This window comes from Actinomycetota bacterium (assembly GCA_040905475.1).
In the GTDB taxonomy this organism is placed as follows: domain Bacteria; phylum Actinomycetota; class AC-67; order AC-67; family AC-67; genus DATFGK01.
Genome location: JBBDRM010000050.1, coordinates 1 through 26,570, shown reverse-complemented (window position 1 = coordinate 26,570; position 26,570 = coordinate 1). Strand labels below are relative to the sequence as shown.

The 26,570-nt window shown below is 68.9% G+C and carries 25 protein-coding genes; 14 read left to right on the top strand and 11 right to left on the bottom strand.

All coding sequences use genetic code 11. The annotated features are described in order from the left end of the window. Positions 1-4: 4 nt before the first annotated feature. Complete coding sequence (locus tag WEB06_04070) at positions 5-2,041, bottom strand: diguanylate cyclase (GenBank protein MEX2554792.1); 2,037 nt, start codon at positions 2,039-2,041, stop codon at positions 5-7. Between the two features lie 164 nt (positions 2,042-2,205). Between WEB06_04070 and WEB06_04065 the strand changes: the two genes are divergently transcribed. Genes WEB06_04065 through WEB06_04050 form a run of 4 tightly spaced genes read left to right on the top strand, consistent with a single transcriptional unit; the run spans position 2,206 to position 4,814 of the window. Beyond that, positions 2,206-2,793, top strand: a complete 588-nt coding sequence (locus WEB06_04065) for a 5-formyltetrahydrofolate cyclo-ligase (GenBank protein MEX2554791.1) — start codon at positions 2,206-2,208, stop codon at positions 2,791-2,793. Positions 2,794-2,815: 22 nt separating this feature from the next. Continuing rightward, positions 2,816-3,190, top strand: coding sequence for an FmdB family zinc ribbon protein (locus WEB06_04060; protein ID MEX2554790.1), 375 nt, complete (start codon positions 2,816-2,818; stop codon positions 3,188-3,190). 3 nt (positions 3,191-3,193) lie between these two features. Further along, a complete protein-coding gene (locus WEB06_04055) occupies positions 3,194-3,991 on the top strand; it encodes an S-methyl-5'-thioadenosine phosphorylase (GenBank protein MEX2554789.1) in 798 nt (265 codons plus the stop codon). 13 nt (positions 3,992-4,004) lie between these two features. Beyond that, on the top strand, positions 4,005-4,814 hold the full coding sequence (locus WEB06_04050) for an undecaprenyl-diphosphate phosphatase (protein MEX2554788.1): 810 nt from the start codon (positions 4,005-4,007) through the stop codon (positions 4,812-4,814). 98 nt (positions 4,815-4,912) lie between these two features. Here WEB06_04050 and WEB06_04045 read toward each other — a convergent pair whose 3' ends face one another. From WEB06_04045 to WEB06_04020, 6 genes are all read right to left on the bottom strand, one after another. Further along, on the bottom strand, positions 4,913-6,187 hold the full coding sequence (locus WEB06_04045) for a hypothetical protein (protein MEX2554787.1): 1,275 nt from the start codon (positions 6,185-6,187) through the stop codon (positions 4,913-4,915). 392 nt (positions 6,188-6,579) lie between these two features. Continuing rightward, positions 6,580-7,653 (bottom strand): ferritin-like domain-containing protein, encoded by a 1,074-nt coding sequence (locus WEB06_04040; GenBank protein ID MEX2554786.1) that lies wholly within the window; start codon positions 7,651-7,653, stop codon positions 6,580-6,582. Between the two features lie 9 nt (positions 7,654-7,662). After that, positions 7,663-8,259: a TetR family transcriptional regulator gene (locus WEB06_04035; protein MEX2554785.1), complete on the bottom strand. Its 597-nt coding sequence runs from the start codon at positions 8,257-8,259 to the stop codon at positions 7,663-7,665. A 59-nt stretch (positions 8,260-8,318) separates the two neighbouring features. After that, on the bottom strand, positions 8,319-9,647 hold the full coding sequence (locus WEB06_04030; protein MEX2554784.1) for a hypothetical protein: 1,329 nt from the start codon (positions 9,645-9,647) through the stop codon (positions 8,319-8,321). 95 nt (positions 9,648-9,742) lie between these two features. Next, the gene (locus WEB06_04025) at positions 9,743-11,098 is read right to left on the bottom strand and encodes a TldD/PmbA family protein (protein MEX2554783.1); all 1,356 of its coding nucleotides are present in this window, start codon (positions 11,096-11,098) and stop codon (positions 9,743-9,745) included. After that, positions 11,095-12,477: a TldD/PmbA family protein gene (locus WEB06_04020; GenBank protein MEX2554782.1), complete on the bottom strand. Its 1,383-nt coding sequence runs from the start codon at positions 12,475-12,477 to the stop codon at positions 11,095-11,097. The genes WEB06_04025 and WEB06_04020 overlap by 4 nt, the downstream gene beginning before the upstream one ends. A gap of 36 nt (positions 12,478-12,513) precedes the next feature. Between WEB06_04020 and WEB06_04015 the strand changes: the two genes are divergently transcribed. The 4 genes from WEB06_04015 (at position 12,514) to arfB (ending at position 16,792) form a co-directional block, all read left to right on the top strand. Continuing rightward, positions 12,514-14,616 carry a hypothetical protein gene (locus tag WEB06_04015; protein MEX2554781.1) on the top strand — a complete coding sequence of 701 codons (2,103 nt, stop codon included), beginning with the start codon at positions 12,514-12,516 and terminating at the stop codon, positions 14,614-14,616. A 224-nt stretch (positions 14,617-14,840) separates the two neighbouring features. After that, positions 14,841-15,620, top strand: coding sequence for an HAD family hydrolase (locus WEB06_04010; protein MEX2554780.1), 780 nt, complete (start codon positions 14,841-14,843; stop codon positions 15,618-15,620). A 4-nt stretch (positions 15,621-15,624) separates the two neighbouring features. Continuing rightward, a complete protein-coding gene (locus WEB06_04005; protein ID MEX2554779.1) occupies positions 15,625-16,362 on the top strand; it encodes an enoyl-CoA hydratase-related protein in 738 nt (245 codons plus the stop codon). Position 16,363: 1 nt separating this feature from the next. Beyond that, positions 16,364-16,792, top strand: a complete 429-nt coding sequence (arfB, locus tag WEB06_04000; protein MEX2554778.1) for an alternative ribosome rescue aminoacyl-tRNA hydrolase ArfB — start codon at positions 16,364-16,366, stop codon at positions 16,790-16,792. Positions 16,793-16,797: 5 nt separating this feature from the next. Here the strand turns inward: arfB and WEB06_03995 are convergent, their stop codons facing one another. Then, positions 16,798-17,586 (bottom strand): TetR/AcrR family transcriptional regulator, encoded by a 789-nt coding sequence (locus WEB06_03995; GenBank protein ID MEX2554777.1) that lies wholly within the window; start codon positions 17,584-17,586, stop codon positions 16,798-16,800. Between the two features lie 70 nt (positions 17,587-17,656). Here WEB06_03995 and WEB06_03990 point away from each other — a divergent pair, with 70 nt between their 5' ends. Genes WEB06_03990 through WEB06_03975 form a run of 4 tightly spaced genes read left to right on the top strand, consistent with a single transcriptional unit; the run spans position 17,657 to position 21,712 of the window. Continuing rightward, a complete protein-coding gene (locus tag WEB06_03990) occupies positions 17,657-18,580 on the top strand; it encodes an SDR family oxidoreductase (protein ID MEX2554776.1) in 924 nt (307 codons plus the stop codon). A gap of 10 nt (positions 18,581-18,590) precedes the next feature. Next, on the top strand, positions 18,591-19,397 hold the full coding sequence (locus tag WEB06_03985; GenBank protein MEX2554775.1) for an enoyl-CoA hydratase/isomerase family protein: 807 nt from the start codon (positions 18,591-18,593) through the stop codon (positions 19,395-19,397). A 6-nt stretch (positions 19,398-19,403) separates the two neighbouring features. Then, on the top strand, positions 19,404-20,408 hold the full coding sequence (locus tag WEB06_03980) for a phosphotransferase family protein (GenBank protein ID MEX2554774.1): 1,005 nt from the start codon (positions 19,404-19,406) through the stop codon (positions 20,406-20,408). After that, positions 20,405-21,712 carry an acyl-CoA dehydrogenase family protein gene (locus tag WEB06_03975; GenBank protein ID MEX2554773.1) on the top strand — a complete coding sequence of 436 codons (1,308 nt, stop codon included), beginning with the start codon at positions 20,405-20,407 and terminating at the stop codon, positions 21,710-21,712. The genes WEB06_03980 and WEB06_03975 overlap by 4 nt, the downstream gene beginning before the upstream one ends. Before the next feature lie 4 nt (positions 21,713-21,716). Here the strand turns inward: WEB06_03975 and WEB06_03970 are convergent, their stop codons facing one another. After that, on the bottom strand, positions 21,717-23,963 hold the full coding sequence (locus WEB06_03970) for a beta-propeller domain-containing protein (protein ID MEX2554772.1): 2,247 nt from the start codon (positions 23,961-23,963) through the stop codon (positions 21,717-21,719). Further along, positions 23,960-24,523 (bottom strand): RNA polymerase sigma factor, encoded by a 564-nt coding sequence (locus tag WEB06_03965; GenBank protein ID MEX2554771.1) that lies wholly within the window; start codon positions 24,521-24,523, stop codon positions 23,960-23,962. Before WEB06_03965 ends, WEB06_03970 begins: the two co-directional genes overlap by 4 nt. A gap of 299 nt (positions 24,524-24,822) precedes the next feature. Between WEB06_03965 and WEB06_03960 the strand changes: the two genes are divergently transcribed. After that, entirely contained in the window at positions 24,823-25,623 is an 801-nt protein-coding gene (locus WEB06_03960) for a hypothetical protein (GenBank protein ID MEX2554770.1), read from the top strand. 11 nt (positions 25,624-25,634) lie between these two features. Here WEB06_03960 and WEB06_03955 read toward each other — a convergent pair whose 3' ends face one another. Beyond that, positions 25,635-26,330: a hypothetical protein gene (locus tag WEB06_03955; protein MEX2554769.1), complete on the bottom strand. Its 696-nt coding sequence runs from the start codon at positions 26,328-26,330 to the stop codon at positions 25,635-25,637. Between WEB06_03955 and WEB06_03950 the strand changes: the two genes are divergently transcribed. Continuing rightward, on the top strand, positions 26,314-26,570 hold a 257-nt coding region (locus WEB06_03950; GenBank protein ID MEX2554768.1), incomplete at its 3' end, for a hypothetical protein. The genes WEB06_03955 and WEB06_03950 overlap by 17 nt on opposite strands.

Genomic DNA, 26,570 nt, shown 5'->3' with positions numbered 1-26,570 from the left:
GAGTCTACGATTGCCCGGGGTCATCGGCAACCGGCGACGGCGGGGCCTGATCGAGCTCATCGGAGGACACGACGACGTTACGACCCCGCCCCTTGGCTTCGTACAGCGCTTGGTCGGCGGAACGAAGAAGCGTCTGCGCGGTCGCGCCGTGCTGGGGGAAGCACGCGATCCCGATCGAGACCGTGACGCTGATCGCTTCATCGCCGGATCCGAACGGCCTCGACGCGATCGATCCGCGGATCTTCTCCGCGACGACGCGTCCGCCTTCCAACGGCGTTTCCGGGAGAAGGAGAACGAACTCCTCGCCGCCGTACCGCGCGACGGTGTCGACCTGCGCGCGCGTCTCGGTCACGACGCGATTCGCCAGCTCGGAAAGGATGGCGTCCCCCCGTTGATGACCGTACCGATCGTTCACGTCCTTGAAGTGGTCGATGTCGATCATGAGGAGCGAGAGTGAACGATTGAATCGGATCGCACGCTCGACCTCCTGCGCGAGCCGCATGTTCAGGAACCGGTAGTTCCAGAGACTCGTGAGGCCGTCGGTGATCGACAGCCGCTGCGCTTCTTGGTGGAGCAGGACGTTCTCGACGCCGACGGCGGCCTGCCGCGCAAGCGATCGCACCGTGTCGAGGTCGGTCGCGTCGAACGGCTTGGGATGCGTGCGACCGTACAGAGAGATCACGCCGATCAGCTGCGTCTCGCTCTCGAGCGGGACGGCGAGCATCGTCGGCTCCTGCGGCTCCCAGGGCGCCGCGGTCGGAGCTGCGCCGCTCGACGGGATGAGCACAGGCTGACGAGCTTGCGCGACGTGACCGGCGAGCCCCTCACCGACGCGCGTCCGTCGGTCGAGCGCCTCAGGCGGGAACCCTCGCGAGACCTTGAGCGAAAGCTCGACCCGGGAAGGCGCGAGAAGCCACACGGCGCCGGCGCGCGCCTGCACCGCGGCGACGGCGGTCTCGAGAACGACGGAGAGCAGCTTCGAAAGATCGTGCGTGGAGCGGAGAGCTTCGCCGAGACGCTCGACGTAGCGACGCGTCTCGTCGCGGGACTCCTCGAGCTCGAGCATCCGCGCTTGCGTGCCTTCCAGCACCTCGTTGAACGCGGAGGCGAGCCGGCCGACCTCGTCGGTGGAATCGACGTCGAACGTCCCCACGGCGCCGCCGCGTGCGAGCGACCGCGCCGCGATGGCCATGTCGTCCAGCGGTCGCGTGAAGAGACGTGAGAGCATCCACGCGACCACTCCCCCGGCGATGACCGCCAGTGCGACGACCGCCCACACCGCGACCCCCGACGGCCGGTCCGAGGCGAGCAGCGCGTCGCGGTTCCCGTAGGTCACGACGGAAAGCTTGCTGGGCGGCAAACCTTCGACGAGCGGGCCGGCGAAGGCGACGACCTCACGCCCGGCGATGTCGCCTTCGAGCAGGGGGCCCGATGGATCCCAGTCGGGGCTGATCGCACGCGCGATCGAAGGATCGGTTGCCGCCGTCACTACCCCATCCACGAGGACGATCGCTTCGACGTCGGTCGCCCCGAGCGCGGACAGGAACGAGCCGTCGAGCCAGAAGCCGCCCACCAGACTTCCCGGCGAGCCGGCGCTGCCGGCGACGACCGTTTCGGCGAGGGCCGCGCGGGACGACGCACGCGTGCGCACCACTTCGGCGACGGGAAGCGCGACCGCGCCGGGAAGGAGCTCGGGCTCGGCGGAAGCCGACCCGAGGACGGTTCCGTCGCCGGAGACGACGGCCAAGATATCGAGCGAGCCGCGCGCCTCTTCCGCGAAGTTCGCCGCGACGGCGGGATCGCCGAACACGCGCTCGAGCCGGGGGCCGAGGCCCGCGGCAACGCCGCGCACGAGGTCGGCCGCCCGGGCCTGCTGCGCGCGGTACAGCGCCGGTGCAGCGGCATGCGCGGCCCGGAGCTCGGCCGCGGCGCGCGCACGAACCTCCTCGTCCACTCCGCCGCGCAGGAGGAGCACGACGGTGATGAGAGGCAGGGTGAGGACGACGAGGAACGCGATCGTCAGACGCGAGCGGAGCGACATCCTCCTCCTTAAGGGTGCCGGAGCGGCCGGCGCCGGGAATGCCTCTTTCGTCCCCCCTAGAAGGATTCGGTTCGCTCCGCACAAGACTTTACCCGCCGGGCACCGGCCTCCGGCATATGAGAACGTACGTTTCTTCAACAGATGCCCCAGAATGGGCGGCGCGCATGACCACCCAGGACGAGCTCTCCACACGCAAGGCGTCGGTTCGCCGGCTCGTGCTTTCCCGACGGGGACGGCTCGATCCGGGCGTGCGAGCCGCCGCCGCCCGGGACGTGGCGGCTGCGCTGACGACGCTCCCCGAAGTGGCCGGGGCAGGGTCGGTGCTCGGCTTCGCGTCATTCGGGACGGAGCTTCCGACCGACCCGTCGATGGAGGCTTTGCTCGCCGCGGGGAAGCGCCTGCTCCTCCCGTACGTCGACGGGAGACGGCTGTGCGCCGCTACGGTCGGCTCGATAGGCGATCTCGCGCCCGGTTACCGCGGCATCCGCGAGCCGGTCGCGAGGACGCCGGTGGATCTGGCCGTCGCGGACGTGATCCTCGTGCCCGGAGTGGCGTACGACGAGCGCGGCCGGCGGCTGGGCTACGGAGGCGGCTTCTACGACGGGTTGCTGTCCGAGGTCCCCCGCTCCGTGCCGCGGATCGGGCTCTGTTTCGATCTTCAGCTCGTGGATGAGGTGCCCGCCGGAGAAGCCGACGAGCCGGTGGACATCGTGATCACCGAGCGTCGAGTCGTCCGCTGCGGCCCGGCGTGACGAGCCGCTACCATACCCGGCGATGCCGACGTACGAGTACGTGTGTATGTCCTGCGAACGACACGTCGAGGTCGTCCAGAGCTTCTCGGACGAGCCGCTCCGCACCTGCGAGCACTGCGGCGGCCCACTCAAGCGCGTCTTCCATCCCGTCGGCATCGTGCTGAAGGGGTCGGGCTTCTACTCCACCGACAACCGGAGCTCCCGCTCGAAGGCCGCCGCAGCCGAGTCCAAGAAAGAGACGAGCTCGGAATCGAAGGGCTCCGAGTCGAAGCCCACGGAATCCAAGGGTTCCGAGTCGAAAAGCTCGGGATCGAAGGGCTCCGAGTCGAAGCCCAAGCCGGACGGTTCCTCGTCGAAGGCGTCGCCTTCGAAGGGCGACGGCGGATCGAAGAGCTAGCGCATGGCGGGTCGCGCAACGGTCGGCGTGTTCGGTGGTTCGGGCTTCTACTCGTTCCTCGAAAACTTCGAAGAGGTAAAGATCGACACGCCGTACGGGGAGCCGTCGGCACCGCTGGTCGTCGGAGAGATCGAGGGCCGTTCCGTCGCGTTCCTGCCTCGCCACGGCCGCCGGCACGAGTACCCGCCGCATATGGTCCCCTACCGCGCCAACCTCTGGGCGTTCAAGGAGATCGGCGTCCAGCGCGTCATCGCTCCGGCGGCCGCCGGCTCGCTTCAGCCCCACGTGCGGCGCGGCGACTTCGTCGTGTGCGATCAGCTCGTCGACCGCACCAGCGGGCGCGCCGCAACGTACTACGACGGGCCCGAGACGACGCACGTCTCGCTCGCCGATCCCTACTGTCCGGAGCTTCGGAGCGTCGCGATCGAACGCGGTCGCTCGCTCGGGATCACGATGCACGAGCGAGGGACGGTGGTGGTTATCGAAGGGCCACGGTTCTCGACGCGGGCGGAGTCGCGCTGGTACGCGGAGGCCGGCTGGGAGGTCATCAACATGACCCAGTACCCGGAAGCGACCCTCGCGCGCGAGCTCGAGCTCTGCTACGGGAACATCTCGCTGATCACCGACTACGACGTGGGGGTCGAGGGAGTCCCGCCGGTCTCCGTCGAGGAGGTCGTGTCGGTGTTCTCCGACAACAACGAACGGCTGCGAGAGCTATTGCTCGCGGTCGCACCGGCCATCCCGTCGGAACGCGCCTGCGCCTGCGGCACCGCGCTGTCCGGCGCTCGCATCGGGCACTGATACCCTCGGCGCCGTGAGCCTTATCCAGGCGCTCGTCCTCGGCATCGTCCAGGGTTTGACCGAGTTCCTTCCGGTCTCGTCGGACGGCCACCTCGTGCTCGTTCCGTTCATCGTCGGGTGGCCCGAACCGTCGCTCGCCTTCATCGTGAGCACACACATCGGCACGCTGGCGGCGCTGCTGTGGGTCTTCCGCGCGCGGGTGATCGAGATCATCCGCGCCGTGATCGGTGGGCCCGGCCGCGAGCCGGACCGGCGGCTCGCCGGCTTGATCGTGATCGGCACCGTCCCCGGCGCCGTGCTCGGCGGCATCTTCGCGTCCCGCATCGAAACCACGTTCGAGCGGCCGGTGATCGCGATGCTGCTGCTCGGCGTCACCGGCTGGGCGCTGCTCTCGGCGGAGTCCGCCTACGAGCAGCGGAAGGAAGAGCCGCGGTCCGAGGGATCGCTGACCCCGATGGATGCCGGGCTCATCGGGCTGGCGCAGGCGACGGCGATCCTCCCCGGGATCTCACGTTCGGGAACCACGATCGCGACCGGCATGTGGCGGGGCATCGGCCGCGAGACCGCGGCGCGGTTCTCGTTCCTGCTCGCCATCCCGATCACGATCGGGGCCGTCATCGTGAAGATCCCCGACATGATCGACGAGGGGACGTCCGGCGCCGGCGGCGCGATGGCGCTGGGAGTGCTGACCTCGGGCGTCACCGGCGTGCTCGCGATCCAGGCGATGCTCGCGCTCGTGAAGCGCCGCGGATTGAGGCCGTTCGGCGTCTACTGCTTCTTCGCGATGACCGCCGGTCTGCTCACCGCGCTCGCGCGCGGCTGAGTCGCGTTCACGCCGGGAGGAGGCTTCGCCCCGAGGTGACAGACATGACAGACATGTCTGTCACTCGCATGAAACGCATCCGGACTCTTTGGTCCGTCTCAGTTCACGACCCACCACGAGAAGCAGTATGACTCGCCGGCACCCGGCGCTGCGCCCACGACGGCAACCGTGAAGCTCGTGCCGGCGTTGCGTGCGCTCACGTAGATCGGGCCGGGGACGGGAACGCAGCCCGATCCGGTCGCGTCCGGCGTCACGAAGACGAGCGAACTGCCGCCGACCGCCGACGTGGCAACCGTGCGTGACGACGCGCCCGACTCGATCGCGTCGCTCCCCGCCCTTGCCGCGGAGCCGCCGGTCGCGACGTGGTAGCCCGCGGCCGACACGTCCCCCTCAACGGCGAGGTTCGCGACGCCGCCGTTTGAGTTGGTGAACGAGAACGTGCGGTCGCTCGTCGAAGACATGTCGTAGGCGAACGGCGAGAGGATCCCCGTACCGAGGTTGAGGTTCGTCGCGCGGATGTCGCCGATAACGTGCAACGGGAACGCCGGGCTCGTCGTCCCGATCCCCACCCGGCCGTCCTGGTTGACGATCAGTCTCGTCGCCGACTTGCCCGAATCGGTGAGCCGCAGGCTGTAGTTCGTCGCGCTCGAGTAGAAGGGCTGCCACGTGAAGTTCGCTCCCCCGGTCACCTGGTTGAGCGTGCTACCGAACGTGGCGGCACCGTTGAAAGTGTTCGACCCGGAGAACGCGTTGTTGCCGGCGAGCTGCGCGTAGCCCGAGAGATCAGGACCCACGGATCCTGCGAGGGCAAACTCCGACGCGTCGTGGCCGTCGAGCTTGTCGGCGTTAAGGTTCGCGACGAGGGTGTCGGAGCCGACCTCGAGCGGGGCCGTGCCGTTCGGCGCGGTCGACACGAGCTGCGGCGCGACGAGCCGCGCGCCCGAGCCGAGGAGCGTCAGGTCTCCGACGGCGAGCGTCAGGAACCCGTTGAGCGTCCCGCCGCCGAGCCCCAGATAGGAAGCGTCGTGATCGTGGCCGAGCACGGCATAGAGGCCGTCGTGGTTGTGAGCTGGGAACTCGTGGGAATGGCTCAGCGGCGCGTAACGGGCGTCGTAGCGAGCGTCGTGGTCGTGATCGGAGCGGGCGACGCTGTTCGCCGAGCCGTTCCCTCCGAACAGAACGGCGAGCGCGGCGTCGCCTTCGGTGGCGCCGCCGGTCAGACCCGGCCCTGCAACGACCGAACTGATGTCTCCCCATGAGGGATTGGCCTGCGGGGGGGGAGCCGCGTTGACCGGGGCGATCGCGAAGCCGACCAAAACGGATGCGGAAAGAACGACGCCCCAGACGGACGCACGGGCCGAGCGAGCATGCATAGGACACAACCCTTCTTAGGGGATCCGTCCCATCAACGCTGGCCCGCTGGAATTATCGGAACGAACGTCGTTTTCCTGTACTTGCCTAGCCCGAGGACTAGGCCTTTCGCCGCTCGGTCCGCTGGCTCCATGCCGGGGCCGGGGGCGGCGGGTCCTCGGCAACCAGCGTGTCGATCTGGGCCAGCTCTTTCGTCGAGCACTTCGCGGACAGGGGGATCGACCGGATGTGCTCGTTCCGCAAGTCGAGTTGCCCAAAACCTACGCTGAGCGAAGGTTTTGGGCATGGAACGCCAACGATCGAGCAGATCCGGTCACGCGGAAAGCGGGCTGGCCGAAGACCGGCGCCAAAGATCGGGGCCCCCCGCCCCCCCCCCGATCCCACGCACGGCTGACTAAGCGCCGCCGACCGCGACGGCCTCCATGATCTCGGCCTTGCGGCGGTCCATCTCGTCCGCGATCTGCTCGTCGGAAGCGGACATCGCGTCGGGATCGAGATCCTGGAAGTCGATGACGCCCAGGCTCTCGAAGCACGCCTTGACCTTGGGGCCGAACAGTCCGATGTCCTTCACGATCGGGACGATCCGTGTGAAGAGCAGCCGGCGGAACTGCGCCATGATCTCGGAGTGCTCGACGTACTCGAGCGCCTCGTCGACGTTGTAGCCGAGGTGCTCCCACACCTCGCGCGCCATGAGCCGGCCGTACATGAGGTGCGAGGCCTCGACGATGAACTCCTCACGCTCGGAGCGCTCGGCGTCGGTCAGCTGCGGGTAGTAGTCGCGCAAGGCCAGACGTCCGAACGCGACGTGGCGCGCCTCGTCCTGCATGACGTAGGTGTTGAGCGCCTTGGCGAGCGGCTCGGTCGAGTAGTCGCGGATCAGCGCGAACGCCGCGAGCGCGAGCCCCTCGATCATCACCTGCATGCCGAGGTAGGTGAAGTCCCAGCGCGAATCCTGGATGACCTGATCGAGCAGCGCCTTGAGGAACTTGTTGATCGGGTATGCCATCTCGATCTTCTCGCGGAGGTAGCGCGAGTAGGTCTCGACGTGACGCGCCTCGTCCATCACCTGCGTGGCCGCGTAGAACTTGGAGTCGATGTCCGGGACGGCCTGCACGATCTTGGCGGTGCAGATCAACGCGCCCTGCTCGCCGTGGAGGAACTGCGAGTTCATCCACGCGCCCATGTGGTGACGAAGCTCTTCCTTCTCCTTGTCGTTCATCTTCTCCCAGATCGGCGAGCCGAAGATCGGGATGTAGTAGTCGGGCCCGTTGTCGGGCGAGCCGGGCTCGACGTTGATCGACCAGTCGAGGCGTGTCTCGGAGTCCCACTGCTTCTGCTTCCCCTTCTGGTAGAGCGTGACGAGACGACCGCGCATCTCGTCGTACTCCCAGTTGAAGATCGTGTCGAACGAGCCGGGGACACCCCAGGTCGTGTCGTTCACCGGAAGCTCGTAGTAGTCCGTGCTCATGCCCGCCTCCTATCGCTTCTTGCTGAGTCCGTTGCAGACCAGTTCCGCCAGCTGCACCGCCACGACATCCGGATCGTCGTCGGGCGGCATGATCGCGTACGAGGTGATCAGCCGGGAGCAAAGCTCCGCGGCGCGGTGCGCGAGCATCGGAGAGACGACCTCCATGCGCTCGGAGAACACTTGCTCCATCGCGCGCACACCCATGTCGCGCACCGGGTTCGCCTCGACGGTGAGGTAGGGCAACAGCTCCTGCGGCTCGGTCGCCATCACGCGGTCGAGCAAGGGATGCGCGCGCATGGCGCGGAGCATCGTCCGGAACGCGGCCTCCACGGCCGGCCTCAGCTCGCGGTGCGGCGCGATCGCGGCCTGGAGCTGCTGGAAGAGAACTTCCTCCTCGCGGATCACGAGCGCCATGAAGAGATCATGCTTGGAGGAGAAGTAGCGGTAGACGGTCTGGCGGGACAGGCGCGCCTCGCGCGCGACGTCCGCCATCGTGAGCCGGCCAAGGCCGACGCGCTCCGCGGAAGAGAAAGCGGCGTCGAGGATCCGGCCTTTGGCGGCCTCCTCGGCCGAAAGGGACATAGCGTCGTCCGCCCGTAGCGCCATCTGCAGATGTTACAGATAGACGCTAAGTGTCAATCTGTCAAGACTCGGTGTGGCGAGGCTCAGGACGGACTCGGCGAGGGGGTTGCGCAGATCCCGAAGGCAACGAGCGCGACCGAGCCCTGGTCGGCCTCGATGACCGCGACCGTTGCGCACTGCGGCTTGGTCAGCGTCAGAGTGGAAGTCGTGCCGGACTCCCCCACGCCGACGGACCAACCGGCTCGCTCCAACGTGTCCTTCATGGCCGCAACCACCTCCTCGGCGGAACGCTCGCTCTGGAGGTGAGCCTGGCACGGCTGCTCCACCCCTTGGACCGGCTTGACGATCTCCGGAAGCGGGAAGGCGCCCGCGCACGTGGGCAGGCGCCCGCGCACCAGCCCCGGGAGATCGCCCGAGTCGATGGGCGCGCCCGTGAGCGATGCGGAATTCATCGTCCCGAACACCGCCGCCCCCGCGATCACAACGAGGAGAAGCAGTGCGGCGAGCGCGCCACCCTTCTGCCGATACCACTTCGGCCGGCGAACCAGCGGCGCGTGCGGCGACATGCGCCCGGCGAGGAACGCCAGGAGGAAGGCTGCGCCGAGCCCGACCCAAAGCCCCCACGAGACCCCGAGCAGACCCTCCGCACCCGGCCGGTACCGCGACTTGATCACGCCGCCCGCGAGCGCAACCCAGCCCGCGAGCTCGTGGAGCAGAGCTTCCTCGAACGGAAGCGACAACCGCACGCCGGCGCGGCGAAGGATGATGAGCAAAAGGGAGCCGACGCCGAGGAAGAACATGATCGGCCCCCACGTGCCGCTCGACCACGCCGATATGCCGACGTCGAGAGCGCCTTGCCCCTTGTACCAAGGCATGAACGTCGACGCCGCGAGCACCGCGGAGACGATCGCGATCGGTATGTCCTCGCGGTAGACCTCTTTCGCGAGGTGGAACTCAGGCTGACGGTCGGTTTCCCACGGGGCGACGGGCTCACCCGACGCCGGCACGCCGGCCACGGCGACCTCGCCGCGGATCGCCGGCTGGAACTCCGGCTCGTCGGGCCACGCCTCCTCGTCCGGCCGGCTTTCCGGCTCGATCGGAGCCGGAACGAAGGCTTCCGGCGCTTCGAGACGCCGGACGCGCGAGCGAGGGCGGGTCGTCGACCGCCGGGGCGTCGTGCGCCGGGTCGTCGACCGCTTCGGCTCGGCGCGTCTGGTCTTGGAGCGACTCGACGCCGTCGCGCGCTTCGGTGTCGCGCGCTTCGGTGTTGCCCGGCGCTCCGAACGTTTGAGCTTCGCCGGTTTCGGCGCGGCCCGGCGAGGGCCCGGGCGTTTCGCGGCGGCCGCCTTGGGTGACGACCGCTTCGGCTTGGGCGCTGCTCGCTTCGGCTTCGGCGCCGCTCGCTTCGGCACGGCGGCGCGCCGCACAGGGCGACGCGCGGCAGGGCGACGCGCGGCAGGGCGCCGGGCCGGCGCCGCTCGTCTCGAAGGCTTGCGTTTGGCAGGCATCAGGTCCCCGCGACGGTCATCTCGCCGATCAGGATCGTCGGCGTACCGATCGATCCTCCGAACGGGAGGTAACGGATGTCGTTCCCGACGGCGACGATACCGCGAAGGATCTCGAGAACGTTGGAGGCGATCGTTACCTCGCGAACGGGCGCCCCTGCGACCCCTCCCTCGATCAGCACTCCGGTCGCGCCCACGGAGAAGTCGCCGGAGATCGGGTTCGCGCCCGAGTGCACACCGATCAGCTCATGAACGAGCAGCGCCCGGCCCGCTTTCGCGTAGAGCTCATCCGGGGTCTCCGTGCCCGGCTCGAGGATCAGGTTCGTCGGCGCGACGCCGGGCGTCGACTTGAACCCGCCGCGCCGCGCGTTCCCCGTCGACGTCGCCCCCATCCGCGTCGCGGTGTACGTGTTGTGGAGGAAGGCGTTCAGAACGCCGGCCTCGATCAGCGACGTCCGCCCGGTCGGCACCCCTTCGCCGTCGAACGGTTCGGCGCCCGGACCCTCGAGGGCCCGCCCGTCGTCCACCAAGCGCACCACATCCGACGCAACCGGCTCCCCCATCTTGTCCGCGAACAAGGAGCGCCCCTTCAACACCGCCTCGGCCGTCAGTCCGGCCACGACCACGCCCAGGAACGACGCCGCCGAGATCGGATCGAGCAGGACCGCCATGCGTTCGGTCTTCGGCTTGTGCGCCCCGAGCATCACAACGGCGCGCTGCGCCGCTTCCCGTCCCGCACCGTCGACGTCGAGATCACCGGGCCGGCGCCCGATGCGAAGCCCGAACCCGGTCTGCGTTTCGCCGTTGGCTCCGGCGAGCGCCACCCCGACCGCCCAGCAGTCGCCGCGCTCCCCGGCCGCTTCCACGCCGGCCGTCGAGGCGATCGCGGCTCGCCCGATCCCCTCGCCGTATTGCGAGGTCTCGACGCCGGTCACGCGCGCGTCGGCCGCGCGACACGCGCGCTCGATCTCCATCGCGAGCCGCACCTTGTCTTCGGTGGAGGCATCGAGGAGCTCCGGGAGGAGGATCCCCTCGAGCGGCGGGATCGGTCGCGGCTCGGGCAGCACGTTTCCCTCATCGGGCGCGGCGAGCGCGGCGTTGGTGCGGGCACGCTGGACGAGCTCCGCGAGCTCGGCTCGATCCGGATCGGCGGCGTACGCGTAGCCGAGCCTTCCTTCGACGATGACGCGAACGCCGACGCCACTCGACTCGGCGCTCGTGAGCGACTCGACCTCGCCCTCGTAAACCTTCACCTCGGTCTCGCGACCCCATGCCGCGTAGGCCTCGACGGCCTCGCCGGGCTTCGCCGCCTCGAGCGCACCGCGCGCGAGCGCCAGAAGCTCCTCGGTCGAGCTCATCCCGTCCCCCCGACCGTGATACGCGCGATCCGCAGCGTCGGCATCCCGCACGTGACCGGAACGCCCTGGCCGTCCTTGCCGCAGACGCCCCACCAAACCTCGTAGTCGCTGCCCACGGCGTCGATCAGGGCCAGGACCTGCGGCCCATTGCCCACGAGGTTCGCGCCTCGCACCGGCCGCGTGAGCTCGCCGTTGGAGATCAGGTAGGCCTCGGAGAGCCCGAAGACGAAGTCGCCGGTGGCCGTGTTGACCTGACCGCCGGCGAACGACTTCGCGTAGAGCCCGTTCTTCACGTCCCGGATGATCGCTTCGGGGTCGTCGGTTCCCGGCAGGATGTTCGAGTTCGACATGCGCGGGATCGGCAGGTGCGCGTACGACTGCCGGCGGCCGTTCCCGGTCCGCGTCAATCCCATCGAGCGCGCTCGAAGGAAGTCGGTCATCGCGCCGGTCAGCACGCCGCGCTCGAAGAGAAGCGTCCGCTGCGAGGGGGTTCCCTCGTCGTCGTACGCGAACGAGCCCCACAAGCCGGGGACGGAGCCGTCGTCGACCGCGGATAGCAGCTCACTTCCGATCTTCTCGCCGGTGCGATCGCGGTAGACGCTCGCGCCCTTGCTGATGAGATCGGCCTCGAGCCCGTGGCCGCTCGCTTCGTGGAAGAGCACACCGCCGCCGCCCGGCGCGAGCACGACCGGCATCTCACCGGCCGGCGCACCGACCGCGTCGAGCATGACGATCGCTTGCGCCGCGGCCTTCGCTCCGACCTGCGCGGGCGGATGTTCGTCGATGAGCTCGAATCCGGAGCTGGCGCCGGGGTTCCACGATCCCGTCTGAACGTTCCCGTCGCGGGCTGCGACGACCGTGCACGCCAGACGCGTGCGCACGCGGCGATCTCCGATCACCCAGCCCTCGCTGTTGGCTATGAGCACCTCTTGGGCGCCCTCGGAATACGAGGCGATCACCTGGCGAACCTCGCCGCCTGCGCCGCGCGCACCTTCGTCCATCTCGCGCACGACGTCGACCTTGCGCACCGTCTCCACGTCGTCCGGTGGGATCCTCGCCGGATTGAGCACCCGCTCGGGCTGGTGACGGAGGTCGGCCACCGTCACCTTGGGCTCGTCGGTGAGGGCCGCGGCCGCGACGCGCGCGGCATCGACCAGGGCGTCGGGGTCCAGCCGGTTCGTGTACGCGTAGGCCGTGGAATTGCCGCGGATGACCCGCACGCCGGCACCGCGATCGCTCCCGCTGGTTACCTCCTCGACCTTGCGCTCCTCGAGATGAACGGAGGTCGAGCGGCGCTTCTCGGCGTACAGCTCCGCGAACTCTCCGCCGGTGGCGAGCGCGGCCGAGAGCACCTTACGGAGAGCGCCGTCATCGATCATGCGCGCGGCATCCTAGCGGTCTGTACACTCGCTCGCGTGCTCCGCCGCGTCCTCGTGCCGGTGCTCGCCGTCTGGATCGCATGGACCGCCGTCCCGGCCGCCTCCGCCCACGCCCGGCAAGGCTCGGGCCGCATCGTCCTCCTCACGGTAGACGGGACCACCATCGAGGACTGGCGGGCTTCGGAGGCGTTCGCGTCGCTCGGATCGGTGGGGCTTCTGGCGACGCGGACCCGAACGTCCTCCGCGGATCAAGTCCTGCTGCGATCGGCCGCTTACACCACGCTCGGCGCCGGCGCCGCGGCGGAAGTCGAACCGGGTCCGCCCGACACGGACGCCGGACGCGGCGTCCTCGCCGGGGCGCTCGGCGAAGCGCTGAGCCGCGCCGGACTCGGGGCCGCCGCGATCGGTGACGCGTCCGGCGAAGACCGAACCGACGCGCCCGCCCGCCGTGCCGCGATGCGCGCCGACCTGTCGATCGCCGTCGATCCGTCCCCGGGCCGGCCGCGGCTCATCCCTCAAACCTGGCGAACCGACCCGTCTTCGCCGGCCGGGCGCCGCACCGACTACCAGGCCCTGCTCGCGTCGTTGTCGCGCACGCTCAGCTGGGCGACGCTCGTCGTCGTGGACCTCGGCGACACCGTGCGCGCGGACCAGGCGTTCGCCGGCGAGCCGTCGGATCGCGCACCTTGGATAGCGCGCGCGCTCCGCGAGGCGAACGATTTCACCGCCGAGGTACGCACGTTGCTCGATCCCGGCGACACGCTCATCGTCGCGTCGCTCGTGCCGCCGCTGGCCCGGGTTCGTAGCGGGACGCACCTCGCGGCGGTAGCGCTGTCCGGCGCGCGCGGGCTTCCGTTCAGCGGAACCACGCGACGGCCGGGCGTGCTCGCGCTCACCGACCTCGCGCCGACGATCCTTGAACGCGCCGGCGTCGCGGTTCCCGAAGAGATGCAGGGACGGGCCGCGCGCTTCGCCGCATCGGCCGATCCGTTGCGGACGGCGGCCGAGCTCGACGCGGAGTTCGACCTCGCACGGGCGTCGCGGCAACCCTTGACCCGCATCTGGATGATCCTCGGGGCGGCGTTGTCGCTCATGGCGTTCCTGGCCGTGGCGGCAGGCCGCGGGCGCGCGCCGGACCGTGAGCGCCTCCCCCGGCGCGGGCGCGATCTCATCGCGACCGGACTCCTCGCCGTCGCCGCCGCCCCAGCGGGCTTCATGCTGGCCCCGCTGCTAGGGGACGGCGTCGCGCCGGTGGGTTGGTGGGCGCTGGCGCTCGCCGTCGGCGTCGCTACGTGCGCGCGAGTGACGCTCGGGGTGCGGCACGGCCTCGGCGCGATCGCGCTGCTCGATGTCGCGCTCGTCGCCGGCGATCTGTTCGCCGGGACCCCTCTGTCCGCCCGGTCCGCGCTCGGTATCCAGATCGCGGGCGGCGGGCGCTTTTACGGGATCGACGAGGGCATGCTCGGCGTCTTGCTCGCCGGGGCGCTCGTCGCGGGAGCGTCCTGGGTCGACGCCTCCGTCGGCGCGAAGGGGCGCGCGGCGACGGCGGCCGTGCCGCTAGCGGCCGTGGCGCTGCTCGCCGGCGCGCCCGCGTTTGGGAGCAAGTTCGGCGCACCGTTCACCCTCGTCCCGGCGTTCGGCGTGTTCGTGGTGCTGGCGGCCGGACGCCGGCTCGATCGTGCCGCCGCTGTCGGGATCGGGATCGCGACCGTTCTCGCCGCCTCCACCCTGGCGGTCCTCGACGTGCTCTCGTCGCCGGAGAGCCGATCGCACATCGGCCGCGAACTCGCCGGGGGAACGCCGGTCGGACCACTGATCGGACGCAAGCTGTCGTCGTTCCTCGAGATCACCGGGACCACCATCTGGCTGCCCGTCGCGATCGTGATCTCAGTGCCCGTGCTCCTGCTGCTGCTGCGTCGGATGGATCTGCTCGCGCGCGGGTTCTGGGGGATGCCGGGCCGGCGCGCGGCCCTTGTCGCCGCGGTCGTCGGAGGAGCGGCCGCAATGGCGTCCAACGACACCGGGATCATCGTCGTGACGCCCACGTTCCTGCTGGCCGCCGCCGCCTTCTACGGTCCGCTGCTGGCGCCGCCCAGGCGGGGGCGGTCCCTGGGCGCGACGAAACCAACGACTGAGTAGTCGGTTCCAGGAGGACGGCGTCGACTCGTCTGGATCGCGCCTCGGATGCGTTCCGCGCTGGACGGGGCGGGGTCGTTCGCGCCGATCCTCTCGATTCCTCGGGAGGGGAGACCCAAAACGTACGCTCAGCGGCGGTTTTGGGTCGGCGTTCCGCTGAACGAGCAGATGTGATCACCCCCGCGACCCGGGCCGTCCGGAGCCCGAGGGGTAGGCTTGTCGGCGTCATGGCACGCGCCGCGTTCTTCGACCTCGACAAGACGCTCGTTCCCGGCTCGAGCTTGTTCCTGCTCGCGCGCGGGATGTACGACCGCGACTTTTACCGCGCGCGGGACATCGCTCGCCTCGCATGGGGCCAGTTCGTCTTCCGATCTTTCGGCAAAGAGACCGAGGCGGGGATGGAGAGCTCTCGGAACGCCGCGCTCGAGTTCGTGAAGGGCCGCGACGCCGCGGAGATCCGCGCGCTCGGCCGGGAGATCGCGGAGGAGCAGGTCCTTCCGCGGGTTTACGCGGACATCGCGGCGGTCATCCGCCAGCACAACGAGGCCGGCGACCAGACCTGGCTCCTGACCGCCGCCCCTCAGGAGCTCGCGGAGCTCGTCGCTTCCGGGCTGGGGATGACCGGCGCGCGCGGCACCATCGCCGGTATCGACGAGCACGGCCGCTACACGGGCGAGTTGGTCGGAGAGATCGCGCACGGCCCGGCCAAGGCGAAGATCGCCGCCGAGCTCGCCGACGAGCGCGGCATCGAGATGCGCGACTCCGCCGCCTACTCCGACTCGATCAACGACCTGCCACTACTGGAGTCGGTCGGGAATCCGCATGCCGTCAACCCGGATCACGCCCTCCGTCGCATCGCGCGCGCGCGCGGCTGGCCGATCCATGAGCTCCGCACCCGGCGCCGGGCCCTTCTGATCGGTATCCCGAGCGCGCTCGGCGGCGCGGCGATGTTCGGGGCGGGTATGGCTGTCGGATTCTGGGCGGCGCGGCGGCCGAAGCGCGCCTGACCGAGTGATCACGCGCGAGCGGCGCGGCGACGTCGAGATCCTCCGCCTCGACGCGCCTCCGCTGAACCTCCTCGGTTCGTCCATGATCGCGGCCCTCGACGACGCGTTCCGAACGATCGCGGCCGATCCCCCGCGTGTGGCCGTGCTCTTCTGCTCGGGAGCCGGGGCCGACGTGCGCGAGATGGCCGCCTTCGGCGGTGACAGCGCGCGCCGGTTCATCACCGCGCTCCACGAGTCCTGCCGCGCGATCCGCGATCTCGATGCGCCGGTGATCGCGGTCGTCGACGGACCGTGCCTCGGCGCACACCTCGAGGTGGCCGCCGCGTGCGATCTCCGGGTCGCGTCGGCCGGTTCCCGCTTCGGCATGCCCGAGATACAGGTCGGCATCCCGAGCGTGATCGACGCGTGGTGGCTTGTGCAGATCTGCGGGCTGGGTCACACGTCCTCGCTGGTCTTCGACGGCGACATGATCGACGCCGCTGAGGCCCATCGGATCGGGCTCGTGAACCGGGTCGCACGACCCGATGCACTGGAGAGCGAAGCGCTCGCGTGGGCGGACAAGATCGCGCGGTTCGCGCCGGCCGGTCTGATCGAGCAGAAGCGCGTGCTCCGCGATTGGACCGACGAGGCGTATCGCGCGGCGGCGCGGCGCAGCATCGACCGGCTCGTCGCCGCGTTCGAGTCGGGGCAAGCAGGCGAGGCCATGCGCGCGATGCTCGAGAAGCGCGAGCCGAGGTTCTAGCGTGGACGATCTGCGCGTCGGCCGCGGGGTCGTGATCCCGGCTGCCGAGCTGACGGAGCGATTCTCGCGCTCGGGCGGTCCCGGCGGTCAGAACGTCAACAAGCGAGACACGCGGGTCGAGGTCATCTTCGACGTCGCGGCGTCGGCGGCGCTCACGCCGGAGCTTCGGCGCCGAGCGCTCGCACGGTTGCGCAGAAAGCTCGACGCACGGGGCCGGTTGCGGGTGGTGTCCTCCACAGAACGCACCCAAGCCCGGAACCGGGAACGGGCGCTCGACACGCTCCGCGATCAGTTGGCCGAGGCGCTCCGCCCCCCGCCGCGACCCCGCGTCGCCACCAAGCCGACGAGGGCCGCCCGCGAGCGGCGACTCGCGAGCAAGAAGAGCCGCAGCAAAGTGAAGCTTCAGCGCGCCCGACCCGACGACGACTGATCTGATCAGCCGGGCGGTGGCTGAACGGCGAGCGCGCGAGCCAGGATCTCGAGGAACGTCTCGAAATGTTCGGGATCCATTCGTTCCTTGCCCTGCCAGACCAGGAACCGCATTGCCGCCAGCTCCGTCATTCCGGTGATACACCACGCGAGGACTTCCGCGTCGGCCTTGGCGATATCCCCGCGATCCATCAAGCGCTCGAGGCCCTTCCGGAACTCCTCCCCGGGGTGCGCATAGAGTTCGGTGATGAGCGCCGGGTCGACGAAGTCGGCTTCGCGCATCAGCCGGGGGATGAATGGATGATTGCCCAGCCAATCCAACAATGCACCGAATGAGGCCCGCAAGGTATCTCGATAGTCGCCGGCACCATCGGTTACGGCTCGCGCGGTGCGAAAGAGCTCTTCCTGCCGAGAACGCAACAGATGTCGGTAGATCTCGATCTTGCTCGGGAAGTAGACGTAGAACGTGCCGAGCCCGACACCGGCGCGGCGCGTGATATCGACGATCGACGACGCATGGTAGCCGCGGAGTCCGAAGACCTCCTCGGCTGCCTCCAGGATCCTGGCGCGCGTTTGGTCGCCGCGCCTCAGCCTGCCTCCCGTTTCGGCGACAACGTCGCGTCCGGGAACGGGAACAGCGGGCGAACGGTCGGGAGACGGTTCTTCGCTGGTCTGCAGCTGATGGCCTCCCCTACTCTGCCCTCCCCCCGTGAGAGAAGAGCTGACTTGTTTATACCCCTTGGTACGGTCTGGAGGAATGATCCCGATTGGCCGAAAACATGAATCTTCGTTCATCGTGGAGTCTCGAGTAGTCGGAAGGACGACGTGCAGGGACGACACGACACCACCCAGCGAGGGGGAGCGGATGGGACTCTTGGACGGGAAGACTGCGATCGTGACCGGGGCGGGCCGCGGGATCGGACGCGGGGAGGCGCTCCTGCTCGCGCAGCACGGCGCGAAGGTCTTGGTCAACGACCTCGGCGGCGAGTGGGACGGCAGCGGAGCCGACCAGCGCCCGGCACAGCTCGTCGTCGACGAGATCAACGCCGCAGGCGGAACCGCGATCGCCAACTACGACGACGTGGCCGATTTCTCCGCCGCCGAGCACATGATCCGGCAGGCGATCGATCAGCTGGGCGGGCTCGACATCCTGGTCAACAACGCGGGGATCCTCCGCGACCGCATGATCTTCAACATGAGCGAGGCCGACTGGGATTCCGTCATCCGGGTCCACCTGAAGGGTCACTTCGCTCCCACCCGGCACGCGTGCGGTTACTGGCGCGAGCGCTCGAAGGAGACCGGAGGGCCGGTCGGCGGGAGGATCATCTGCACGTCGTCGACGAGCGGGCTGCTCGGCAACGCCGGTCAATCCAACTACGGTGCCGCGAAGGCGGGGATCGCAGCGTTCGCTCAGATCGTGTCGATGGAGATGGGCCGCTACGGCGTCACGGCGAACGCGATCGCGCCGGCGGCGCGCACGCGCCTCACCGAAGCCACGTTCGGCGAGATCAAGGTCGAAGGAACATTCGACTCATGGGCACCGGAGAACGTGGCGCCGATCGTGGTTTTCCTCGCGACCGATCAGGCGGTCGGGATCAGCGGGCAGGTCTTCTACACGGGCGGCGGAACGCTCCAGCTCTACGGCGGGTGGGGTCCCGTGCACCAGCTCGAGAAGAACGACCGCTGGACCGTCGAGGAGCTCGTCGAGAAGGTCCCCGGGATGTTCGGCGACAAGCCCCCCGTGTACGCTCCCCCGAAGTCGCAGCTCCGAACAGACGTCACCAGCTGAAGGGCCGACGATGAGCGACCGCTACGCGGCGTTCCCGAGCCTCACGTTCGAGGCGCCCGAGCCGGGCATCTTGAAGATCGTGCTCGACGCGCCGGGCCTCAACGCGGTCGGCCCGGAGATGCATCGCGAGCTGGCGAACGTATGGCTCGAGGTCGACCGTGACCCCGACGTTCGCGTCGCGCTGATCCGCGGAGCCGGCAAGGCGTTCTCGGCCGGCGGAAGCTTCGAGGAGATCCGCACGATGATCGACGACTTCGGCGTCCGCACGCGGGTCATGCGCGAGGCACGGGATCTCGTCTACAACGTCATCAACTGCTCGAAGCCGATCGTGTCGGCGATCCACGGCCCGGCCGTCGGCGCAGGGCTCGTCGTCGCGCTCCTCGCCGACGTGTCGGTGGCGGCCCGAACGGCGAAGATCATCGACGGACATACGCGGCTCGGCGTCGCCGCCGGCGATCACGCCGCGATCTGCTGGCCGCTCCTGTGCGGCATGGCCAGATCGAAGTACCACCTCTTGACCTGCGAGCCGCTCTCCGGCGAGGAAGCCGAGCGGATCGGCCTCGTGTCGCTGTGTGTCGACGACAGCGAGGTGCAGGATCGTGCGATGGAGGTCGCACGCAAGCTCGCCTCCGGCTCGCAGAGCGCGATCCGCTGGACGAAGTACGCGCTCAACAACTGGTACCGGATGATGGGCCCGATCTTCGACGCGTCGCTCGCGCTGGAGTTCTACGGGTTCGGCGGCCCCGACGTCGCCGAAGGCCTCGCGTCGCACGTCGAGAAGCGGCCGCCGACCTTCAGCGGGCCGACGAGCGAGTAAGCGGCCGTGGCGGAAGAGATCGGCGATCTGACCGAACGAGTCGCGGCCGCAGCCGCCGGGTGGGCGCCGGGTTCGACGATCGGTGAGCTCGAGAAGCTCAAAGGCGGCCGTTCGAGCCTGACCTTCGTCGCCCCCGTCGCCGGCGGGCCGCCCGAGCACGAACGGATCGTCATCAAGGTCGCCCCGGCGGGGCTCGCGCCGGTGCGCAACCGCGATGTGCTCCGTCAGGCGCGCCTGCTCCGCGCGCTCGAGGGAGCGAACGGCGTTCGGGTGCCGCTGGTGCTGTTCGAGGAGACGGGCATGCCGCCTGAGATCCCGCCGTTCTTCGCCATGAGCTTCGCGGAAGGCGTCTGCTTCGAGCCGACGCTGGACCACGCGGACGAGTTGCCTTCGCCCGCGGAGATCGACGCCCGCGCTCGGGAGTGCGCGCGCATGATGGCGGCGCTTCACGCGGTCCGTCCCGGGGAGGTCGGCCTCGGCGACGAGCCGGAGGTGGACCTCGTCGAGGAGGTTGAGCGCTGGGTCCGCGCGTTCGCGACGGTCGACGACGACATGAAGCCGGGCGCGGACGACTGCGCCGAGGCGCTCCGCCGCTCTATGCCGGCGGCCGTTCCCTCCACGCTCGTCCACGGCGACTTCCGCGTCGGGAACACCCTGTGCGAAGGCAAAGAGGTGAACGCGATCGTCGACTGGGAGATCTGGGCGCGAAGCGATCCCCGCGTCGACGTCGCGTGGTTCCTGCTGTCCTCGAACGCGGCCGGTCACCCGAGCGCGATCCGCGAGGCCATCGGGATGCCGGGCGACGACGAGCTGCTCGCCGAGTACCTGGGCGCGGGCGGCGTTCCGGTCGACGACCTCGACTGGTTCAAAGCGCACGCGTTGTTCAAGATCGCGTCCGTAACCGCACTCCTCGTGAAGAACGCACGGAAGCGCGGCGAGGCTGAGGCGTTCAGCCCGGCGCACATCCCCGACATGATCGCTCGCGCTCGAGCGATGCTGGGCCGCGCATGAGCTGGGAGTTCGAGACCGACCCTGTGTTCGAGGAGCAGCTCGCGTGGATGCGCGGCTTCGTCGAGGACGAGGTCGAGCCGCTGGACCTCCTCTGGCCGCACCTGCACCACGCTCCCCCGGCGCCCTGGCTCCGCACCGTGATCGACCCGCTCAAAGGCCGGGTCAAGGAGCGCGGCCTCTGGGCGTGTCACCTCGGGCCCGAGCTCGGGGGCAAGGGCTTCGGTCAGGTGTCACTCGCGCTCATGAACGAGATCCTGGGACGCACGCGCTGGGGCCCGACGATCTTCGGCTGCCAGGCCCCCGACACGGGCAACGCCGAGATCCTCGCGCACTACGGCACGCCCGAGCAGAAGGAGCGCTACCTGCAACCCCTGCTCGACGGGGAGGTCTTCTCGGCGTTCTCGATGACGGAGCCGCAAGGGGGCGCCGACCCCACGATGTTCCGGTCCCGCGCGGTCCGCGACGGCGACGCATGGGTGATCGACGGCGAGAAGTTCTTCACCTCGAACGCGCGGAACGCCGCGTTCTTCATCGTGATGGCGCTGACGAACCCGGACGCCGGCGCGTACAAGGGGACCTCGATGTTCTTGGTGCCGTCGGATACGCCGGGCATCACGATCCTGCGAGACGTCGGCACGATGGGCGAGGACCTCAGCGAGGAAGGCGGGCACGCGCACATCCGATACGACGGCGTCCGGGTTCCGGCCGAGAGCCTCCTCGGCGACGAGGGCCTCGGCTTCGTCGTTGCGCAGACACGGCTCGGCGGCGGCCGCATCCACCACGCGATGCGGACGGTGGGCGTGTGCAACAAGGCGTTCGAGATGATGTGCGAGCGTGCGCTGAGCCGCGAGACGAAGGGCTCATCGCTCGCCGAGAAGCAGCTGGTGCAGCAAGCGATCACGGAGTCCTGGGCGGAGATCCAGCAGTTCCGGCTGTTCGTCCTGTACACGGCGTGGCGGATCGATCGCGAGGGAACCGCGGCCGTGCGCAAGGAGATCGCGGCCGCGACGGTCCAGGCCGCCAAGGTGCTCCGCAGCGTCGTCGAGCGAGCCGTTCACGTCCACGGAGCGCTTGGGGTCTCGAACGAGATGCCGCTCGGCTACATGTGGATGCTCGCACCGATGATGGGGATCATGGACGGCCCGACCGAAGTCCACACGGTCACCGCCGCCCGCCAGATCCTGAAGGACTTCAAGCCGGCACCTGGCGAATGGCCGACACGCTGGATCCCCGCCGCGCTCGAGAAAGCCAAGGCGAAGCACGCGGACGCACTCGCGGCGCAGGCCGCCGCCGAAGGACGCTGAACGCTTACGACAGGAACGGCACCCAGGCGCGATCGTCCAGCGTTCCGAGATCGCTCAGGAGGATCCCCTCTTCGGAGATCGTGAGGAGCCGTCGCCCGATCACGAGGGAGCGCTGGATCTCCGGCGGCGCATCCTTGTTCACACCCGAACGGCCGACGTGCGTGAGGCGCACCGGGTCTCCGAACTCTCCCGTCGGGCTCACGGTCAGCGCAATCGCTCCGACGAAATCGATTCCCTGAGGGTCGGACGAGATCACGGCCGGCACGACCATCAACCGCTCCGGCTCCCAGTAGAGGAACGCGTGATGATCTCGGTCGAGCCCCGACTGCCCGTAGTCCCCCTGGATGAGGTTGTCGATCCGCTCCGGACTCGCCGGGTTCGAGACGTCGAAGAGAGAAAGCTGAAGGCCCTTGGCGACGCCGGACCGGCTCGCATCCCTGCCGACACCGACCAGGAGTGCCTCGCTCAGTGGATGGAGGTACTCGGAGAACCCGGGAACCTTCAGCTGTCCGCGCACACGCGGGTGATTCGGCTTGCGCAGATCCACAACGTAGAGCGGATCGAGCTGACGGAACGTGACGACGTACGCCGTGCGGCCGGCGAACCGGACGGAGAAGATGCGCTCACCCTTCCCGAGGTTGCCGACCGATCCGACGCGGACCAGCCTCCCCGCCGTCTCGGACAGGACGGTCATGAAGCTCTCAGAGGTATCGGTATTCCCGACGAACGACTCGACGGTGGTCGCCACCCGCAAGCGTCCGGCGTACTCGGACATCGAGAACTGATTGAGCAGGAATCCCGACACTTCTCCGCTCGCGAGGTAGGTCGTGCTTGCCGGATCACTGATGTCTAACTTGTGGATGCGCGTCACCATCCCTCCGGTCGGCTGCCCGTTCCGTGCAGCGATCGTGTCCTCCCAGCGGTTCGACGTCACGTAGAGGTTCCCGAGGCTGGCGTAGATTTCGTTCCCGGCGCCGACGATCGACATCGCGTTGTCGGGGGCCGGGTCGGCCGGGTCGATCGTCAGGACGGTCAACATGCCGAGGCCGGCTTGGTCGGGGGGACGGCTGATCGCGGACCAGTCGTGCACGTGTCCGGTCGTCGTGGCTCTCCCCGTCCGCTGGAGCACGAAATGCGGCACCCAGTCGCCCGCAATCGACCGTCGGATCGACCGTTCGTTCGCCTTCTCCGCCGCTTCGAGCTCTTCGGGGGAGCCCTTTCCTACGGACACGGGCGAGGGCCCAAGAGCATCGGAGGCGACGACCAGACGCACCACGCCGCCGGCGAGGCGCGCATCGACGTAGGACCCCTCGATATGCATCGAGGAAACCACCATGATGTTCTCGGGATCTGCGACGCTCAGCACGGTCACGGTGGTCCATCGACGGGCGCTGACGTGGGTGGCCATTCGCGCCTCTCGTGGCGCTGCCAGTCGATCCTCGAGCACCACCACCCGATCGCCGGCCAGGAAAAGTCCGGAGGCCTCACCCTCGGAGAAACCGATCGAGTCCAGGAAGCGGGCCCCCTTCCGGACGTCGAAGAGCCGCGCTACGGAGCCGCCGATCTCCCGATGGGTCAGGACGATCATCCGCCTGCCGTCCGTCTTCACGATGTCCGGTTCGTCGACCCCGGCTTCCTGGACGTTCGTCGTCGAGTACGGCTCGTACGGCAGCGCCATCGAGGGGGCGCGCGGGGCCGATCCCGGGGCGGCCGCCACCGGTCCGCCGCTGTACCCGCCGCCTTCGAAGATGCTGCCGGGGATGCCGTATGGCCCGTTCTGTTTCAGACCTTCGGTGTGCACATACGCGAGGAACTGGCCGGCCGACTTGAAGCCTCGCAACGTCGACGGGCCTGAGGGGGCAGCCTTGGGCGGCGTGGATGGGGTCGAACCCGGAGTCGGCGAATTGGTAGGCGCCGCCACGAAAGGTCGTTCGTCTCCACCGCTTCCTCGTTTGCCGACCCGATCGACGATGACGATCGTCGTACCCGCGAGCATGACCACGGCCACCGCTGCCGCGATCAGCCGCAGTGGGGAGAGGCTCCACCTCTTTCGGCGCGTCATCGCCGCTTCGATTCGGCTCCGCATCCGCGACGAAAGCGCGCGGGGGCCGTCGATCCTCCACCGCGCTGCCGGGGTTACCTCGGGGGCGCTCTCGTGGATGATGGCGCGCTCGAGGCGGTCGCGAAACTCTGGATCGGGCGAGCGCGGCCCGCCGATCTCGCCGATCTTGCGCTCGAATCGGTCAGTCATCGGGCCGCCTCGAGCTCTCGCTTCAGACCCGAACGGGCTCGCTGCAGCAACGACTGGACCTGGATCTTCGAACGGCCGAGCTCCTCGGCGATCTGCTCGACGGAGCGGCCGTCGAGGTACTTGAGGACGAGGACCTGACGATGGAGCGGCACCAGCCGGCCGAGCGCCGCGATCATGACCTCCGCGTCGACGGGCGAGCCGTCGTCGGTATCCTCATCCGGCTCGGGTTCCTCAGCGACGAGCCGCAGCTTGCGCTCGAGCCGTTCCCGCCGGCGTTCGGACTTGTAGTGCTTCGCGACCTGCCGGCGCGCGATCGCGCAGAGCCAGGTTTCGACTGCGGCGTCGCCGCGATAGGTGCGCGCGGATCGCATCGCCTCCAGGTAGGTGGCCTGGGTCAGATCCTCAGCGGTCTCCTGAACACCGCCTACCCGCGCGAAGATGAACCCGTACACGGTCGAACTCGTCGCATCCAGCAGCTCACGCGCAGCCGTGGGCTCTCCGGAGGCGGCCTGGAGAAGTATCGAACGTGGCGGGTCTGCCGCAGCATCGATCACGTTCATTAGTGGGATGTTCGGCGCCAATCAACCGCCTTCCTGGGAGGCGATCTATTGCCCCTTCGTCCATTGTTCACGTGCGCGCGGTGTGACAGATTCCGTCGATGAGGTCACGGCTGTTGCTGATCGCCCTGTCGCTTCTCTGGGCGTGTGAAGCGACAGCACCCAGGACGAGCGCCGGACCTTCTCCCGCGAAGACGCCGACGGCGACTTTCCCCACTTCGCAAACGATCCCGCAGTCTGGGACATGCCGGCCGAAGCACGTCGACCCTGCTCCGATCGTCGCAAGTACAAAGGGAAAGATCGTGCTCCTTCGAGCCTCGGACGGCAACGAGCTGTGCACGCTTGCCATGGCGGATGCGCAGAGCCGGACCACGTTCGACGTCGAGGTCACTCCGGACGGCCAGACCGTCTACTTCTCCGATGCCGGGCTCGGCGCGTGCGGAGGTATCTACTCGGTCGCCATCAATGGTGGATCCATCCGAGAGGTGATCCGGGGCGGCTACGGGCCGGTCATCAGCCCGGACGGGCGCCGGCTCGCCTACGACGCAAGCCATTCATGCGGCGACCGGCGGCACCGGATGGTCGTGCGAAACCTCGAGACCGGCGCGGAACGCGAGTGGATCGGCACGTGGGAAGGTGGCTACGGGAGTCCGCGATGGGCGCCCGATCCTCGCTTCCTCGTCGTCGCTCGTGCCGGTTCGGACTCGGCACGGCATTTCCTCCTCGATACCCGGAAGGGCGGCCCGCTCGATGGGATGGATTGGCCGACCGTCGATGAGGACGACGATCCGAGCGGGATCGAGCTCTCATATCCCGGGCTGACGCTAACAAGCCCGACGGTCCGGCCCGGCCGGCGAACGGTTGCCTTCGGCGTCGCATACTCGGACGTGGATGGAAGCGAGTCGTATCCCATCATCGTGTACGACCCGGCGGCGGACACATGGCGCGTGCTCATCGAGGGCGACGCCTTCCCCGTCGATTACGACTCGTCGGGGACGAGCCTCCTCTTCTGGAGGCGGAGCGGCTCCGGGCTCAAGCTCTTCCGCTACACGGATGGGCGCTCGTTCTTCCTAGGCAAGGGCTTCCACGACGCGTCCTGGTAGAAGACGGCTCGTCAGCACTGCGTCAGCTGCAGGACCCGCATCTTGCTCCACGGAAGATCCGAAAGGCTCGCCCACTCCGGCATCCCGACCGCGGCCCAGGCGCCCTGACGGTTCACGTCGGACTCGCCGCGCAGCGCCAGCGTCCCACCCGTGTCCGAGATGTACGCGCCGTAGACCTGGAGCGTGCGCGCCATCGTCTTCTTCCACGCCGGCCACGACTGCGCATCCACGTTGAACGTCGGATCGAGCTGAACCCGGGCCCCTTCGGGTATCGCCGGGCTCGGATCCTCGCCGTCGGTGTGCGTTGCGGGACACGCGATGTAGTCGTCGCGCGTGAGCGGTGGCGTGAGCGTCAACGCGTGCGGGATGACCGGCTGCGCGAACTCCTCGGGCCGCGGGATGCCGCCGAAGGCCGCGAAACCGGACGCCACCGCGCCGTTGCAGTGCTGACCGAGCGCACAGATCGCACCCCATCCGAGCACGTTGGTCGTGTAGCGGCTGCCGGCCGACCACGAGTCGGTGGTCGCGTTGTATTCGGCTCGCCACATGTCGAGCTCGAGCCCCTTGGCGAGGTCGATCACGACGAGATGCTTGTCGCTGCCGGTCGTGGCCTTGGCGCCCGCCGGGATCCGGAACTTCACGGTCGTGCCGCAATCGAAGTAGGTGCAACCGATCGTGTACTCCTTGTCGGTGACCGACGCGTACACGACGGGGATCCCCCAACCTTCGGTGTTGGCGAAGTTGGCGTTCGAGGCGAAGTTCGTCAGTGAGGCTTGGACGATCGCAGCCGAGTTCGGATCGATCGCCGGATCGGCCGGGATCGGCGTGTTCCAGAACGAGGTCGGCGCGTACAGCTGGCCGGGAACCACCGGAGGAGGCGTAGGTGTCGGCGTGGGGGACGGGCTCGGCGTTGGGGTCGAGGACGGGGTGGGGGAAGGTGTGGGGCT

What these genes read in the sequence shown, in the direction of transcription:
- WEB06_04010 (MEX2554780.1), top strand. Translation starts at nt 14,841, where the DNA reads ATGGCACGCGCCGCGTTCTTCGACCTCGACAAGACGCTCGTTCCCGGC.
- WEB06_03965 (MEX2554771.1), bottom strand. Translation starts at nt 24,523, where the DNA reads ATGAACGTGATCGATGCTGCGGCAGACCCGCCACGTTCGATACTTCTC.
- WEB06_04065 (MEX2554791.1), top strand. Translation starts at nt 2,206, where the DNA reads ATGACCACCCAGGACGAGCTCTCCACACGCAAGGCGTCGGTTCGCCGG.
- WEB06_04045 (MEX2554787.1), bottom strand. Translation starts at nt 6,187, where the DNA reads ATGCATGCTCGCTCGGCCCGTGCGTCCGTCTGGGGCGTCGTTCTTTCC.
- WEB06_03985 (MEX2554775.1), top strand. Translation starts at nt 18,591, where the DNA reads ATGAGCGACCGCTACGCGGCGTTCCCGAGCCTCACGTTCGAGGCGCCC.
- WEB06_04060 (MEX2554790.1), top strand. Translation starts at nt 2,816, where the DNA reads ATGCCGACGTACGAGTACGTGTGTATGTCCTGCGAACGACACGTCGAG.
- WEB06_04020 (MEX2554782.1), bottom strand. Translation starts at nt 12,477, where the DNA reads ATGATCGATGACGGCGCTCTCCGTAAGGTGCTCTCGGCCGCGCTCGCC.
- WEB06_03970 (MEX2554772.1), bottom strand. Translation starts at nt 23,963, where the DNA reads ATGACTGACCGATTCGAGCGCAAGATCGGCGAGATCGGCGGGCCGCGC.
- WEB06_03990 (MEX2554776.1), top strand. Translation starts at nt 17,657, where the DNA reads ATGGGACTCTTGGACGGGAAGACTGCGATCGTGACCGGGGCGGGCCGC.
- WEB06_04055 (MEX2554789.1), top strand. Translation starts at nt 3,194, where the DNA reads ATGGCGGGTCGCGCAACGGTCGGCGTGTTCGGTGGTTCGGGCTTCTAC.
- WEB06_03975 (MEX2554773.1), top strand. Translation starts at nt 20,405, where the DNA reads ATGAGCTGGGAGTTCGAGACCGACCCTGTGTTCGAGGAGCAGCTCGCG.
- WEB06_04025 (MEX2554783.1), bottom strand. Translation starts at nt 11,098, where the DNA reads ATGAGCTCGACCGAGGAGCTTCTGGCGCTCGCGCGCGGTGCGCTCGAG.
- WEB06_04040 (MEX2554786.1), bottom strand. Translation starts at nt 7,653, where the DNA reads ATGAGCACGGACTACTACGAGCTTCCGGTGAACGACACGACCTGGGGT.
- WEB06_04035 (MEX2554785.1), bottom strand. Translation starts at nt 8,259, where the DNA reads ATGGCGCTACGGGCGGACGACGCTATGTCCCTTTCGGCCGAGGAGGCC.
- WEB06_03995 (MEX2554777.1), bottom strand. Translation starts at nt 17,586, where the DNA reads ATGAACGAAGATTCATGTTTTCGGCCAATCGGGATCATTCCTCCAGAC.
- WEB06_04070 (MEX2554792.1), bottom strand. Translation starts at nt 2,041, where the DNA reads ATGTCGCTCCGCTCGCGTCTGACGATCGCGTTCCTCGTCGTCCTCACC.